Here is a 13,820-nt window from a genome sequence, read left to right on the forward strand (position 1 = left end):
ACGGTCAAACCAAAATCAGATTAGAAATCCAATTCCGCTTTCAGCCAATAAGTGCGCGGCATACCGGCGACGGCGAAGCTGCGGTCGAATTGGCCGCGCTGAACCTGCCAGTAGTTTTTGTTGAACAGGTTTTCTACCGAGCTGCTGACGGTCAAAGTATTTTTACCAAGCTTGGTTTTGTAGCGCGCGCCTACGTCAACCAAGGTGTAGGACGGGAAGGCGTATTGTTTTTGCGTGTCTTGGTAAGACTTGCCGAAATACGAAACATTGCTGTTCAAGGTCAAGCCTTTAGCAAACGGGGTATCCCACTCGACACCTGCTTTGGCAATTACGCGCGGATTGGCAACTTGTACGCCGTTTACCAGCATATCGCGTGAATTTGGGTAGTCTTTCACGGTCGATTGCAGATACATCAGGCCCAAAGTCGGACGCAAAGTATTGTTGAGCAAGTTCGCGTAGGTGTTGAACTCAATACCGCGACTGCGTTCCATGCCTTGCTCGTCGCCGGCTGCGCCGCCCAAAGCTTTATACGCTGCGAAGTCTGTTTTGCCGGTGGTAGAACCGCGCCAGTAACCCGGACGTTTGATTTGGAACGCGTTTAACGTGGTCACGAAATTACCCCAGTTTTTACGCACACCCACTTCAAACTGACGGCTGACACGCGGTTTGGACATAGTGGTATTGCCGTCATCGTCGGTTTTGATATCGGCTGGCTCTAAGTCTTCCATGTAGTTGCCGTAGACGACTAAATCAGGTTGCGGCACCCACGCGGCCATCAACATAGGACTGAAGCGTTTGGCATCACCGCTTTGACCTGCTTTTTTATCGGTATATTCAACCGCTTGGAAACGACCTCCCAAAGTCAGACGATATTTGTTGTCGGCAAAACCCAGTGTGTCGGACAAAGCCAAGCTGTTGACTTTGATATTGGCATCAAGATTGGCAGAGCTTTCCCAATCGGTTGCATAGTCCGGTTGGAAAGAATCAAGTTGCGCTGCAATATCGCCGCTTGCAGAAATTTTCGCGCTGCTGCTGCCTGCTGACAAACCGCGCGTAGTGGCACGTTGACGGATAACGCGGTCAAAAGCCGTACTCCAGTTGTGCGTTACCGGGCCGGTTTCAAATTCGCCTCGCGCAGACAGGTTCATGCTTAAAGTGCGGAAGTATTGGTCGGTCAGACGGGCAGTACCAGTGTTGTAGTCATAATTGCGGGCAGTTACTTTGCCGCTGGCGTTTGTGTTTTGCGCATCGGTACAAGTACTGGTGGCATTCAAACATACAGTAGGAGAAATCAGCGTGCCGTAATAACGCGCTTTGTTGTAGCCGATACCGCCTGTAATCTGTGCATTGTCAAACGCATCCCATTCAAACGTCAGCATATTGGTTTGGCCGACGGTGTTTTGCCAGTTCCAAGAAGGCAGCAGGTTGGTTTTACCATCAGGTGCATCAAACAGACGGCCTTGCAGGTTTTGAATGTCCTGCATACGCGCGCGGCCGCCGTTGGTTTTGCGTTTCGCGTAGATGGAATCGAATGCCACACGCAGTTTTTCGCCGCGATAATCGGCATTTAAGGCAAATTCTTTGTTGTCTTCGCTGTAACCGTGGCGCGGAGTATCGCCGTGGCGCAGTTTGCCGTTGGCGCGCACGCCGAATTCTTTGTTTTCACCGAAGCGTTGACCCAAGTCGAACGTACCTTGGGCGCGGTTGTTGCTGAACCAGCCCAAACCGATTTTGCGGTTGCCTTCGTCGGTGGCTTTTTTGGTTTCGATATTGACGGAACCGGATACCGCGCCTTCAGGGTCCATACCGTTTACGGCGGTGGACGCGCCTTTAATCAGTTGCGCGGAGCCGACTTGCACGCTGGCCGTGCCTTGCGTGCCGTACATACCGGCCAAACCATTGACGCTGAATTGGCGCGCATCAAGTTGGTAACCGCGGAAATACAGGCCCGTCAAAGTATTGCTTTCGCCGCCAAACTGCCAAGTCGAAGCGTCTTTTTTCGCTACGGCATCCACCAAAGTACGCGCTTCGGTGTTGTTGAGGGCTTTTTCATCGTAATTGACCACGGTAATCGGCGCGGTAAAGGCATTGGCTTTACCCAATACGCCCAAATTCACACGATCGCGCATATCGCCGTCACTGGCAATAGAATAAGAGCGTGCGGCCTTCACGCGTTTGGCGTCGGCGTGGACTTTGACTTCCTGCACTTCTGCATGGGCTTCGGGAGCAGGGGTGGCTTCATCGGCGGCGTAGGCGAATGCGCTTGCAACCACAAGCGGCATTAGGGCTAATTTGCTGTTCATAAATTCCTTCTGAATTGAAATATTAATAATTCTTATATCGGGTAAAAAATTACAAAGTAATTTAGCTTTGCGATTATATTTGATAAGATTCCTGCTTTCCACAAAAACAAATAAGAACTGTTTGTAAATACAAAAATACAACAGTTTGAAAAACTATTTTCATAGTGATCATAATTCCATAAATTTGCCGTCCTTTCAGACGGCCTTTACGACCCTTTCAGAGAATACATCCATGCAAAAATGGCAAACCGAGCTTTATTCCTCACCGTCTTGGCTGGTGCAGACCTTGTTGATGGTCGCCGCCGCCTCGGCGGTGATTCTGTTTTTTGCACGCAACACGCGCTTCGGGCGCGAGTTTAGCTATATCCTGCGGCTGTGTCTGACGCCGAAAAGTGCAGTTAAAGTATTGCTGCTGATTACGGCGATGATTACGCTGCTGCTGACTGAAGTGCGGTTGAATGTTTTGAGTACCTTTATGTCCAAAGGGCTTTACGACTCGATGCAGGATTTGAATGCCTCCGCATTTTGGATGTTTGCAGCGATGAATGCGGGCGTGGTGTTGATACGGGCGTTTAACAACGTCGTCAACGACTTTCTCGACCAAGGCTTGGCGATTAAATGGTCGGAGCGGCTCAATGAAGTTTTAACTTCGCGCTGGCTTGCCGACAAAAACTACTACCGCCTACAAATGCGCCGCCATGCGCCGGACAATATCGACCAGCGTATCCAACAGGATGCGCAGGAATTCATCGCTTCGACCATCGAATTTGTGCGCGGCATGGTCAATTCGGTCGTTACCTCGCTGGAATTTGCCGTTGTTTTGTGGGGCTTGGCGGGCATCCTGACCGTGTTCGGCTTCGATATTCCGCACGGCATCGTTTGGTTTGTCTATATCTTTGTGATTTTGGCGACCTTTATCGCCATGTGGATAGGCAACCCTTTGATTCGTTTTAATTATGAAAACGAAAAACTCAACGGCGACTACCGTTATTCCCTTGTCCGCGTGCGCGACCATGCCGAAAGCGTCGCGTTTTACAACGGCGAAAAACACGAACACGACCAGCTTGCCGACCGCTTCAAAGCCATCATCCGCAACCGTTGGCGCATTGCACGGCAAAGCGTCTGCCTGAGCGGCTTTAACGATATGTTTACCAACGGAATCAAGCTCTTTCCCATTATTTTGCAAGCTCCGCGCCTGTTTGCCGGACAAATCAAAATCGGCGACATCCAGCAGACCGTCCAAGCCTTCTCCCGTTTGCAAAGTGCGCTGTCTTTCTTCCGAATGTTCTATGACAAGTTCACCGCCTACCGCGCCCGATTGGAGCGTCTGTACGGCTTTTTGCTGAGCACGGAAGAAAAACACGCCGCACAACAACCCGAGCTTACCGAAGTTTCAGACGGCCTGATCTTAGAAAACGTCGCCCTATACCGCCACAACGGCGAAGTTTTATTGGACAGCATCAACATCAACCTTAAAAGCGGCGATTCCCTGTTGATACGCGGCCCGAGCGGTTGCGGCAAAACTTCCCTGCTGCGCACGCTGGCAGGGCTTTGGCCTTTCGGCAGCAGCGGTAAAGTCAGCCATCCGCCGCATCAAGACATCCTCTTCCTGCCGCAACGCCCGTACACAGCGCAAGGCAGCCTGCGCGATGCGATTTGTTACCCCGACATCGACAAACAACATCCCGAACTGATCGAAGCCATGAATACCTGCCGATTAGGTTATCTGGTCGATAAATTAGATAAAACCGATGACTGGCAGCATAAACTCTCCCCGGGCGAACTGCAACGCGTCGCCTTCGTCCGCGCCCTGCTCTCGCAGCCCAAAGTCATCCTGCTCGACGAAGCCACCGCAGCCTTGGACGAACCGACCGAAGCCATGCTCTACCGCGCCTTAAAACAAAAACTGCCCGACAGCATCATCATCAGCATCGGCCACCGCAGCACGCTCAATGAATTCCATGATTTTTGCCTCGATGTCGGTCATGTACAATGCTGAATTAATGGCATACCAAAGGCCGTCTGAAACAGTGAAAAACGAAATCAAACGATTTTGTCCTCACCGTTTCAGACGGCCTTTTCAAACGCTATGGCATGTTTATTTGCTATACTCTGCATTGTGTTAACGTCGTCTAAAAAATATTTATGAAAACCCTGGCCCTCATTCCACATTACAACCATCCGACCACCATCAGCCACGTTGCCCAAACCATGCGCGGCTTCGGTTTAAACGTTTTAATTGTGGACGACGGTTCACGCGAAGAATGCAAACCTGTATTGCAGGCTTTGGTTTCAGACAGCATTGATGTCCTTTACCGTCCAATCAACGGCGGCAAAGGCGCAGCGGTCAAAACCGGCTTGGAATACGCTCAAGAACATGGCTATACCCACGTCTTGCAGGTTGATGCAGACGGTCAGCATTGCTTGAGCGACACTCCCAAACTCCTCGCCGCAGCAGAACAAAATCCCGAAGCCGTTGTTTGCGGCTGGCCGCAATACGGCAATGATGCTCCCAAAGCACGGCTTTACGGACGCAAAATTACCGACTTTTGGAATATGTTGCACACTTGGTCATGCGACATCAAAGACGGCATGTGCGGCTTCCGCCTCTATCCGCTTGCACCCGCGCTTTCGGTCGTCCACGAAGAAACCGTAGGCGACCGTATGGACTTCGACACGGAAATCCTTATCCGCCTGTACTGGCGCGACGTCAAACCGGTTTGGATTAAAACGCCCGTCCAATACGCCTCCGACGGCGTGTCCCACTTCGATGCCTTTGCCGACAATGTCCGCATCAGCAAAATGCACACACGGCTGTTTTTCGGTATGTTAAAACACCGATTGAGCAAAGTTTTCGGAAAGGCCGTCTGAAACCATGACCGACCATAAACAAACCCATTGGGCGGCGCAGCCAGAACGCGGCAGCCGCCTGTTTCTCGCTCTGACCACATTGATGGTGCGCTATCTGCCGGCCTTTTTGATGAGGCCGTGTATTTGGTTTGTGGTGCTGTATTTTTATGCAACCGCACCCAAACCGCGCCGCCATATCCTGCGGTATCAAACCCGTCTTCAGACGGCCTTTCCCCATATCGTCCTGCCGAAACACAGCATATTCAAACAATTCGTCGCATTTGGCGAAGCAGTTTGCGACCGTTTTGCCGTGTGGCAACGCAAAATCCGTTATGAAGATTTGGTGATTGAAGATCCGGACGACATCTATTCGCAAGTCAAGCGCAACGAACGCGGCCAGATTTTTGCCTGTTCGCACTTGGGCAATACCGAAGTTTGCCGTGCGCTGGTGTCGCACCATAAAGATTTCAGACTCAATGTATTGGTGCACAGCAAACACGCACAGGCATTTAACGAGGCATTGCAAAAAGCCGGCGCAGATCATATCCGTCTGATTCAAGTAACAGATTTGGACACCACCCTGATGATGGAATTGAACAGCCGTATCGAAAACGGCGAATGGATTGCCATCGCGGCCGACCGCGTGCCTGTACGCGGCGAGAAAACCGCCGACATTAATTTCTTAGGCCATACCGCCCCTATGCCGCAAGGCGCATGGCTGTTGGCTTCACTTTTAAAAACACAGGTAAATACACTGTTTTGCGTCAAACAAAACGGCCGCCATCATTTGAAACTGCGTCGCTTTACCGATACTTCCAGCTGGAAACGCGGCAACCGCGAGGCTGCCGTCAAAGACGCAATGCAGGGTTTTGCCGACATTTTGGCGCAAGAATGTGCGCAAAATCCGCTACAATGGTTCAATTTTTATGATTTTTGGGGCGAAGACGCCGTCTGAAACCAATCACACTTACACTTTTAAACCATGAAAAAACACATCTACTGCCAACACAGCTTTGAAACCGAAGTTCCTTTTTTTGACGTAGATGCCATGCACATCGTGTGGCACGGCAACTATGTCAAATACCTTGAAACCGCGCGTTGTGCTTTTCTGTCTTCCATCGGTTATGACTACAACGAAATGGGACGGCAAGGGTACAGCTGGCCGATTGTGCAGATGAACCTCAAATACATCCGCCCTGCCCGTTTCGGCCAAAAAATCCGCGTTGATATGGACATTGTCGAAATCGAAAGCTGCCTGCGTATCGATTACACCATTTACGATGCTGAAACCAATGAAAAACTGACCCGCGCTTCGACTACCCAAGCCGCGGTGTCGCTTTCAGACGGCCTGATGCAGTTTCAAACGCCGGACAGCTGGTTGGAAGCAGTAAAAAGACATCCGACATTTAAGGCCGTCTGAAAAATTTATCGATTAAACAACATATTGCCTGCTTATCAGCATTACCCTTTATAATTTTACGTTTCTGTTTCAGACGGCCTTTATCCTCAATCCACACACACTTATGCTACTGAACCTCAACCGCTTTGCCTTTCCTGTTTTCTTAAAAGAAACCCGCCTGCTTACCGCCCTCGCCCTGCCTATGCTGTTGGCCCAAGTGGCGCAAGTGGGTATTGGTTTTGTCGATACGGTGATGGCCGGTGGCGCAGGTAAGGAAGATTTGGCCGCGGTGGCTTTGGGCAGCAGCGCGTTTTCTACGATTTACATTACTTTTATGGGTGTAATGGCGGCGTTGAACCCGATGATTGCCCAGCTGTACGGTGCAGGTAAAACCGAAGAAGTCGGCAAAACAGGAATGCAGGGCATTTGGTTTGGCTTGTGTTTGGGCGTATTTGGTATGCTGTTGATGTGGGCAATGATTACGCCGTTCCGTCATTGGCTGACATTGAACGATTATGTCGAAGACACGATGGCGCAATATATGTTCTTTACCAGCTTGGCAATGCCGGCCGCCATGATACACCGCGCCCTGCACGCCTATGCCTCCAGCTTGAACCGTCCGCGCGTGATTATGTTGGTCAGCTTCGCGGCATTTGTATTGAATGTGCCGCTGAACTATGTGTTCGTTTACGGCAAATTCGGTATGCCTGCTTTGGGCGGCGCAGGTTGCGGTGTGGCAACGGCAGCGGTATTTTGGTTCAGCGCATTGGCTTTGTGGCTTTATATCGCCAAAGGAAAATTCTTCCGTCCGTTTGGTTTGACGGCAAAAATTGGCAAACCCGATTTGGCGGCCTTCAAACAAATTTGGAAAATCGGCGCACCCATCGGCTTGTCTTATTTTTTAGAAGCCAGCGCGTTTTCGTTTATCGTCTTTTTGGTGGCGCCATTCGGCGAGGATTATGTCGCCGCGCAACAAGTCGTCATCAGCCTGTCGGGCATTTTGTATATGGTTCCGCAAAGCGTCGGCTCTGCAAGCACTGTACGCGTTGGCTTTTCGCTCGGACGGCGCGATTTTTTGCGGGCGCGTTATATTTCAGGCGTGTCGCTGGTGTTGGGCTGGGTACTTGCTACCTGCACCGCACTGCTCTTGGTCATCTTTCGCTTTCAGTTGGCCGGTATGTACACCAACGATGCGGCCGTATTGGGCATTGCCGCGACCGTTTTATTTTTCGCCTCCCTATTCCAACTGGCAGACGCCACCCAATGTATCGCTTCATATGCGCTGCGCGGCTATAAAGTGACCAAAATGCCGATGTTCATCCATGCCGTGGCTTTTTGGGGTTGCGGCCTGTTGCCCGGCTACCTGCTTGCTTATCATGCCGATATGGGCATTTACGGCTTCTGGACCGCGCTGACCGTTTCACTGACGATTGCCGCCATTGCATTGGTATGGTGCTTGGAGCTTTGCAGTAAAGAGAGGGTCAAATCGCATAAGGCCGTCTGAACAATACAAGCAGTCTTTCTCCACTGACTACGTCCTTTAATCAACGAATTCCTATTTTAAAGTTAAACCCATGCAACCCATCCAATACCAAACCGACCTTACCCCTTACAACACTTTCGGCCTCAAAGCCCAAGCCCAAGCATTTGTTGCACTCGAACACGCCGATGAATTGCGCGACATCGTCCGACTGCCCGAGTTCAACCGAGATACTGTTTTATGGCTCGGCGGCGGCAGCAATATCCTTTTGATGGAGGACTATACCGGTCTGGTTGTGCATATGGAAAACAAGGGAATACGCGAAATTGAGCGTTCAGATGGCCTGGTTTATATCGAAGCTCAAGCCGGGGAAATTTGGCATGATTTTGTTTTGCATACGGTTGGACTGGGTTTAAGCGGGCTGGAAAACCTCAGCCTGATTCCGGGCACGGTCGGCGCGTCTCCAGTACAAAACATCGGCGCATACGGCGTTGAAGTCAAAGATGTTATCCATAGCGTTCGCTGCTTTGATTTGGATACAGAAACCTTTGTCGAGCTTTCCAATGCCGACTGTGACTTTGCCTATCGTGAAAGCCTGTTCAAACAGGAAGGCAAGGGACGTTATGTGATTGTTTCGGTTGTATTTGCGTTAAAAGAGCATTTTGTGCCGAACTTGGGCTATGGCGATTTGGCGGCAGCGGTTGCCAAGCTGAGCCAAGGCCGCGAGGCGACGGCCAAAGATGTTTCCGACGCAGTGTGTGCAATCCGCAACAGTAAACTGCCTAATCCTAACGTGCTTGGTAATGTCGGAAGTTTCTTTAAAAACCCAGTTGTCAGCGCTGAAAAAGCTGCCGATTTGTTGCAGCAATACCCCAATATGCCACGCTATCCGCAGCCTGACGGTTCGGTCAAACTCGCGGCCGGCTGGCTGATTGACCAATGCCGTCTGAAAGGCCATCAGATCGGCGGTGCGGCAGTACATGACAGACAGGCTTTGGTTTTGGTGAATAAAAACAACGCGTCCGCGCAAGATGTCCACCAGCTGGCACAATATGTTTGTAATACAGTATTTACTCAATTTCAGGTAGAATTACACGCAGAACCCAACTGGCTGCCGACTTCATACAGCCTATAAAACAAAGGAGTGTATCCCATGCCGCGCATTGCTAAAGTCAACACTTACACACGAATCATCAATGCCAGCCTCGCCTTGTTCAACGAAGAAGGCGAGCGCAATATCAGCACCAACCATATTGCCGCCCACTTGGGCATCAGCCCGGGCAACCTCTACTACCATTTCCGCAACAAAGACGAAATTATCGTCCAATTGTTCAAGCGTTACAGCGAAGCCCTGCTTGTCTACCTTAACGAAGCCGTATTGCCGTCTAATGTTGAAGACTCCATCAACTACATGGCCGGTATTTATGATGTGATGTGGGAATACCGTTTCCTTTTCAGCGATGTGAATACCCTGCTTGCCCGCAGTGCCGAATTATTGGGCGAACACAATACCTTTACCCAAGCCAAAGTTTCCCCGCTGTTGGTCAACCTGCTGACCCAGCTCAACGGCCTGAACATCATCAGCGCAGACCAAACCGCCATGAATGACCTTGCCGTCAATATGTGGATGGTGACAAAATACTGGTTCGACTTCGACAGCTCCCTGCGCGGCCGCGCCAAGTTGACCGAAGATTCCAAAGTACGAGGCATCAGCCGCACACTCAGCCTGTTGCGCCCTTACCTCCTGCCGGAACACCGTGCCGAATTCGACCAAAAAATCGGCAGCAACCATTAATTTTTCCATACAAAGGCCGTCTGAAAACGTGGCTTTAACCAAGTTAAAGCTATTTTCAGGCGGCCTGTTAATTTTCGGATGCTTTATTTATGCACCTTCCCGATATTTCCATTCTCGGCTTAGGCTATCTCGGCCTGCCGCTGGCGCAAAAATGTTATGAGCAAGGCAGTCAGGTAGCCGCCGTCAAACGCAATCTGACTTCCGATGATATCAATCTGCCGATTGAACTCGACATTATCGATTTAAACCAAAACGATATTTTTCACAGTTCGACCTTATGGCAAAACCATATCAACAAACCGACATGGTTTTGCCTGCTTCCGCCTTCGTCATTAAACCATTACGCCGATACCCTGAAAAAATGGATTCAACTTGCCGAGCAATCTAAGGTACAACACATCATCTTTACCAGCAGCACCAGCGTGTATGGCGACCAAGCACGCATATGCAATGAAACCACGCCGCCCGATCCGCAAACCGAATCCGCCCGTCAAATCCTCACAGTCGAGCAAGCCTTGCTTGAAAGTACCGTCCCCCATATCGACATACTGCGACTGGGCGGACTTTATTCTGCCGACCGTCATCCCATTACCAAGCTGGTTCAAAAAACACGCATTCAAGGCGGCAATCAACCCGTCAATATTCTTCATAAGGATCTTGCCGTCCAAGTCCTTTTTCAGACGGCCTGCCAAGCTGACGGCAAGCGTATCCGCAATATTGTCGAACCCCGCCACCCAAGCCGGGCCGAATTTTATACCGCCGAAGCGGCCAAACTCGGCCTGCCGGCTCCTGATTTCATCGTTGATGACAAAAGCAACGGCAAAATTGTAAATACCGTTTGCGCAGACGGGCTAAGCCTGTAAAATTGCGACTCAACCCATTAATCCGTTTCAGACGGCATTTAGAGTAAACCATGTCCGCCCTATTTCCCCTTATCAACCACCTGATACAGCAAAATCCAGAGCAACAGCGCGAGCTGTCTGAATTTGCAGGCAGCATCATCTGCATCAGCCTGACCGGTTTCAGACTGACCGGACGCATCAGCGAACAAGGTTTTCTTGAAACCGCAAACGAAACCGCCGACACCAACATCACATTCCACAACAGCGCCATCCAAAAAATCCTCCAAGGCGGCCAGCCCGGAGTGGGCGACATCAGCCTCGAAGGCGACTTGGTATTGGGCATGTCCGTCCTTCCTATTTTGGGTGGACTGCGCTATTATCCAAGCGACGATTTGGCGCGTGTATTCGGTCATGTGGCCGCAGAAAGTATCAGCTCGCGCGCCGGCGATATCGGCCGCACCATGAAAAAAATCGGCAAAAGCATTGCCGAACAAATCAGCGACTTCTCACGCGAACCCGAATCTCCTGTTATCGACCAAGCCACGCTTGCCGCATGGTTGGAAGAAGTGGACAAACTGCGTGACGACGTTGCTCGCCTAAACGAACGCCTCGACCGCCTCGAGCGCGATATCTGGATAGATTAAATACTTAATTTCAGACGGCCTATTACATGAAAAGCCCATTTAAAAACATCGGTATCGTTACACGTCCCAATACGCCCGAAATTCAAGATACCGTCCACACATTGGTTTCTTTTCTGCGCGAAAACGGCTTCACCATCTATCTGGATGAATTGAGCGTAGAAGAACACTGCGTCTATATCCAAGATTCCGCCTACTGCGAAACCGTAAACAAAGCCCAGCTGGGCAAATATTGCGACCTCGTCGTTGTACTCGGCGGCGACGGCACTTTCCTCTCCGCCGCCCGCGAAGTCGCCCCGCGCGCCGTTCCCATTATCGGCATCAATCAAGGCCACTTGGGTTTTCTTACCCAAATCTCACGCGACACCATGGTTGAGGGCATCCGCCCAGTACTGGAAGGCAAATATCTGCCCGAAGAGCGCATCCTCATCGAAGCCAGCATCATTCGTGACGGCGAAACCATCGAACGCGCCCTCGCCCTCAACGACACCGTACTATCTCGTGGCGGCGCAGGCCAAATGATCGAATTTGAAGTCTTTATCAATCAAGAATTTGTCTATACCCAACGTTCGGACGGTCTGATTATTTCCACGCCGACAGGTTCGACTGCCTACGCGCTTGCCGCCGGAGGCCCCATCATGCAGGCCGGTCTGCACGCCTTCACGCTTGTGCCTATCTGCCCGCAATCCATGACCAACCGTCCGATTGCCATCTCCGACACCAGCGTGATCGAAATCCTCATCACCAAAAGCGGCGACGCACGCGCACATTTTGACGGACAATCCCATATCGACGTACAAAACTTCGACCGCATCATCATCCGCCGCTATCACAACCCCTTGCGCGTCCTCCATCCCACCGATTACCAATACTTCAAAACCCTGCGCCAAAAGCTGCATTGGGGCGAACAATTGATTTAAACACCACTTCAATAAACAGGCTGACCATGAAAACCATTTCCCAAACCTTAATAATCGCGCTGTGCGCCCTTTCCTCCCTCTCCGTCTCCGCACACGGTATGCACAAAAGCAAACCCTTGTCCTTTGAAGAATTGCCGAAAATCTGCCAGCAATACTTTACCCGCGCGGATGCGTGTTATCAAAAAGCAGGCGATAAAGCATCGTTCCAACGTGACAACACAAAATACCTGCGCCAAATCCTGCCTGCTGCCGACGTAGGCCAACGTGAACGCATGTGCCAAATTGCCATGGATACATTCGCTGAAAAAACAAAAGGCTTAAATTGCGAATAAAGACCTTCCCCTTAGCTCTAGTAATTTTAATTTCATAAAAAGGCCGTCTGAAACATTAGATTGTTTCAGACGGCCTACTTACAAAAACCCTTTACTTTTTAAGAAGAGACTACAAAATCCACTGTATGCGCTTCACTGTAATCAGGGATTTCCAGCTTTTCTATCATGCGGTGCAACACATCATTCGGAACAGAATGTTCGCGGTTACGGTTTTGCGATAGTAATTGCGTGTAAGGCACTTCCAAATAAATGAGATGCACACGTGCGCCGTAATCGGCAAACATCGGCAGCCATTTGCTGCGCAGGTCGCGGTTAAGATTGGTCGCATTAAAGACAAATGACGTACGGGCTCGCAGGTATTCTTTTGCCTGCTCTTTACCCAAACGCACTGCTTCGGCGGTATGTTTGGAATCTGCAGGATTGAGTTTGCGCTCACGGCGAATCTCATCCAGCGACAGCATAGGCAGATGGGCAAGATGTTGCCTGATGTAACTGTCTTTGCCGCTACCTGCTATGGCGCACATGGCGTACACATCGAAGGTCTGATCATCAAATGGCTGATAATCCGGCATTTCGCTACGGCCGTTAAGATAGAGATAGCGTCCGTAGTAGCTGGCGAACGTACGTGCCTTACCCCAACAAGCGTTTTCTTCACAGAGTTCACGAAACAAATCAATGCGCAGCAAAATATCCTGTTGATCGCAACATATACGACCCAGTACATCAGCTTTAGCAAGCATGGCAAGATGCGCAGTATTGACCTGCAAACTGGCCACTATGACAGCTCGATCAGGATTAGGCTTATTAATCGCCCATAAGGGCAATCCGTGCAAGCGCACGAGTTTGGCGATTGCTTCTCTTACGGCAAATGGAGCGGCAAGTTCGGTATACAGCAAAGTACGGGCGGTATGCTCACCTTTTTTTGCGTGATGCGGCGAAACGATACGCTCTTTGCCGTTTTCTATTTCACTCTTGGTCGTACTGCGTTTTTCCACATCATGCAGCATGGCGGCAGCAAACAGAATATGCTGCTCCTGTCCATCAAGCGCTTGGAACTCGGGCAGTTGTAAAAGGGCTTCGCATACCATTTTGGTATGCGTAAATACATCGCCTTCGGCATGCCACTCAGGGTCTTGCGGAACGTCCTTCATATCGGCAAACCAGCTGAAACGACGTTCTAAGGCTTGCCAATCAGGAAGTTGACCGGGTATGTAATATGGGAATGTCCACATAATTGTCTTTCTTATTATTAGATAAT

The 13,820-nt window shown here is 50.5% G+C and carries 13 protein-coding genes; 11 read left to right on the plus strand and 2 right to left on the minus strand.

The genetic code is table 11. The features are described 5' to 3' along the window. Positions 1-20: 20 nt before the first annotated feature. Positions 21-2,303 (minus strand): TonB-dependent siderophore receptor, encoded by a 2,283-nt coding sequence (locus ACTHTK_RS01700; RefSeq protein WP_440378273.1) that lies wholly within the window; start codon positions 2,301-2,303, stop codon positions 21-23. A 232-nt stretch (positions 2,304-2,535) separates the two neighbouring features. Between ACTHTK_RS01700 and ACTHTK_RS01705 the strand changes: the two genes are divergently transcribed. The 11 genes from ACTHTK_RS01705 (at position 2,536) to ACTHTK_RS01755 (ending at position 12,562) form a co-directional block, all read left to right on the plus strand. Beyond that, complete coding sequence (locus ACTHTK_RS01705; RefSeq protein WP_440378274.1) at positions 2,536-4,302, plus strand: ABC transporter ATP-binding protein/permease; 1,767 nt, start codon at positions 2,536-2,538, stop codon at positions 4,300-4,302. A 146-nt stretch (positions 4,303-4,448) separates the two neighbouring features. Next, entirely contained in the window at positions 4,449-5,174 is a 726-nt protein-coding gene (locus ACTHTK_RS01710; protein WP_440378275.1) for a glycosyltransferase family 2 protein, read from the plus strand. Positions 5,175-5,178: 4 nt separating this feature from the next. Continuing rightward, complete coding sequence (locus ACTHTK_RS01715) at positions 5,179-6,108, plus strand: LpxL/LpxP family acyltransferase (protein ID WP_440378276.1); 930 nt, start codon at positions 5,179-5,181, stop codon at positions 6,106-6,108. Positions 6,109-6,135: 27 nt separating this feature from the next. After that, complete coding sequence (locus ACTHTK_RS01720; RefSeq protein WP_004519960.1) at positions 6,136-6,573, plus strand: acyl-CoA thioesterase; 438 nt, start codon at positions 6,136-6,138, stop codon at positions 6,571-6,573. A gap of 103 nt (positions 6,574-6,676) precedes the next feature. Continuing rightward, positions 6,677-8,056, plus strand: a complete 1,380-nt coding sequence (locus tag ACTHTK_RS01725; RefSeq protein WP_440378277.1) for an MATE family efflux transporter — start codon at positions 6,677-6,679, stop codon at positions 8,054-8,056. A gap of 70 nt (positions 8,057-8,126) precedes the next feature. Continuing rightward, a complete protein-coding gene (gene murB / locus ACTHTK_RS01730) occupies positions 8,127-9,167 on the plus strand; it encodes a UDP-N-acetylmuramate dehydrogenase (protein WP_440378278.1) in 1,041 nt (346 codons plus the stop codon). 18 nt (positions 9,168-9,185) lie between these two features. Further along, on the plus strand, positions 9,186-9,827 hold the full coding sequence (locus tag ACTHTK_RS01735; RefSeq protein WP_004519965.1) for a TetR/AcrR family transcriptional regulator: 642 nt from the start codon (positions 9,186-9,188) through the stop codon (positions 9,825-9,827). Between the two features lie 89 nt (positions 9,828-9,916). After that, positions 9,917-10,690 carry an NAD(P)-dependent oxidoreductase gene (locus ACTHTK_RS01740; RefSeq protein ID WP_107723394.1) on the plus strand — a complete coding sequence of 258 codons (774 nt, stop codon included), beginning with the start codon at positions 9,917-9,919 and terminating at the stop codon, positions 10,688-10,690. A gap of 50 nt (positions 10,691-10,740) precedes the next feature. Then, complete coding sequence (locus ACTHTK_RS01745; protein ID WP_003685523.1) at positions 10,741-11,313, plus strand: ubiquinone biosynthesis accessory factor UbiJ; 573 nt, start codon at positions 10,741-10,743, stop codon at positions 11,311-11,313. Between the two features lie 26 nt (positions 11,314-11,339). After that, positions 11,340-12,230, plus strand: a complete 891-nt coding sequence (locus ACTHTK_RS01750; protein WP_039863638.1) for an NAD(+) kinase — start codon at positions 11,340-11,342, stop codon at positions 12,228-12,230. A 26-nt stretch (positions 12,231-12,256) separates the two neighbouring features. Next, entirely contained in the window at positions 12,257-12,562 is a 306-nt protein-coding gene (locus ACTHTK_RS01755) for a hypothetical protein (RefSeq protein WP_003746349.1), read from the plus strand. A gap of 98 nt (positions 12,563-12,660) precedes the next feature. Here ACTHTK_RS01755 and ACTHTK_RS01760 read toward each other — a convergent pair whose 3' ends face one another. Further along, complete coding sequence (locus tag ACTHTK_RS01760; protein WP_107723395.1) at positions 12,661-13,794, minus strand: AAA family ATPase; 1,134 nt, start codon at positions 13,792-13,794, stop codon at positions 12,661-12,663. Positions 13,795-13,820: the final 26 nt, after the last annotated feature.

Origin of the sequence: Neisseria sp. P0006.S009 (assembly GCF_051962915.1) — a bacterium.
GTDB classification, from domain to species: Bacteria; Pseudomonadota; Gammaproteobacteria; order Burkholderiales; family Neisseriaceae; genus Neisseria; species Neisseria subflava_E.

Coding starts and splice junctions, on each gene's coding strand:
- ACTHTK_RS01735 (WP_004519965.1), top strand. CDS start 9,186: ATGCCGCGCATTGCTAAAGTCAACACTTACACACGAATCATCAATGCC.
- murB (WP_440378278.1), top strand. CDS start 8,127: ATGCAACCCATCCAATACCAAACCGACCTTACCCCTTACAACACTTTC.
- ACTHTK_RS01715 (WP_440378276.1), top strand. CDS start 5,179: ATGACCGACCATAAACAAACCCATTGGGCGGCGCAGCCAGAACGCGGC.
- ACTHTK_RS01760 (WP_107723395.1), bottom strand. CDS start 13,794: ATGTGGACATTCCCATATTACATACCCGGTCAACTTCCTGATTGGCAA.
- ACTHTK_RS01700 (WP_440378273.1), bottom strand. CDS start 2,303: ATGAACAGCAAATTAGCCCTAATGCCGCTTGTGGTTGCAAGCGCATTC.
- ACTHTK_RS01740 (WP_107723394.1), top strand. CDS start 9,917: ATGCACCTTCCCGATATTTCCATTCTCGGCTTAGGCTATCTCGGCCTG.
- ACTHTK_RS01745 (WP_003685523.1), top strand. CDS start 10,741: ATGTCCGCCCTATTTCCCCTTATCAACCACCTGATACAGCAAAATCCA.
- ACTHTK_RS01755 (WP_003746349.1), top strand. CDS start 12,257: ATGAAAACCATTTCCCAAACCTTAATAATCGCGCTGTGCGCCCTTTCC.
- ACTHTK_RS01720 (WP_004519960.1), top strand. CDS start 6,136: ATGAAAAAACACATCTACTGCCAACACAGCTTTGAAACCGAAGTTCCT.
- ACTHTK_RS01750 (WP_039863638.1), top strand. CDS start 11,340: ATGAAAAGCCCATTTAAAAACATCGGTATCGTTACACGTCCCAATACG.
- ACTHTK_RS01710 (WP_440378275.1), top strand. CDS start 4,449: ATGAAAACCCTGGCCCTCATTCCACATTACAACCATCCGACCACCATC.
- ACTHTK_RS01725 (WP_440378277.1), top strand. CDS start 6,677: ATGCTACTGAACCTCAACCGCTTTGCCTTTCCTGTTTTCTTAAAAGAA.
- ACTHTK_RS01705 (WP_440378274.1), top strand. CDS start 2,536: ATGCAAAAATGGCAAACCGAGCTTTATTCCTCACCGTCTTGGCTGGTG.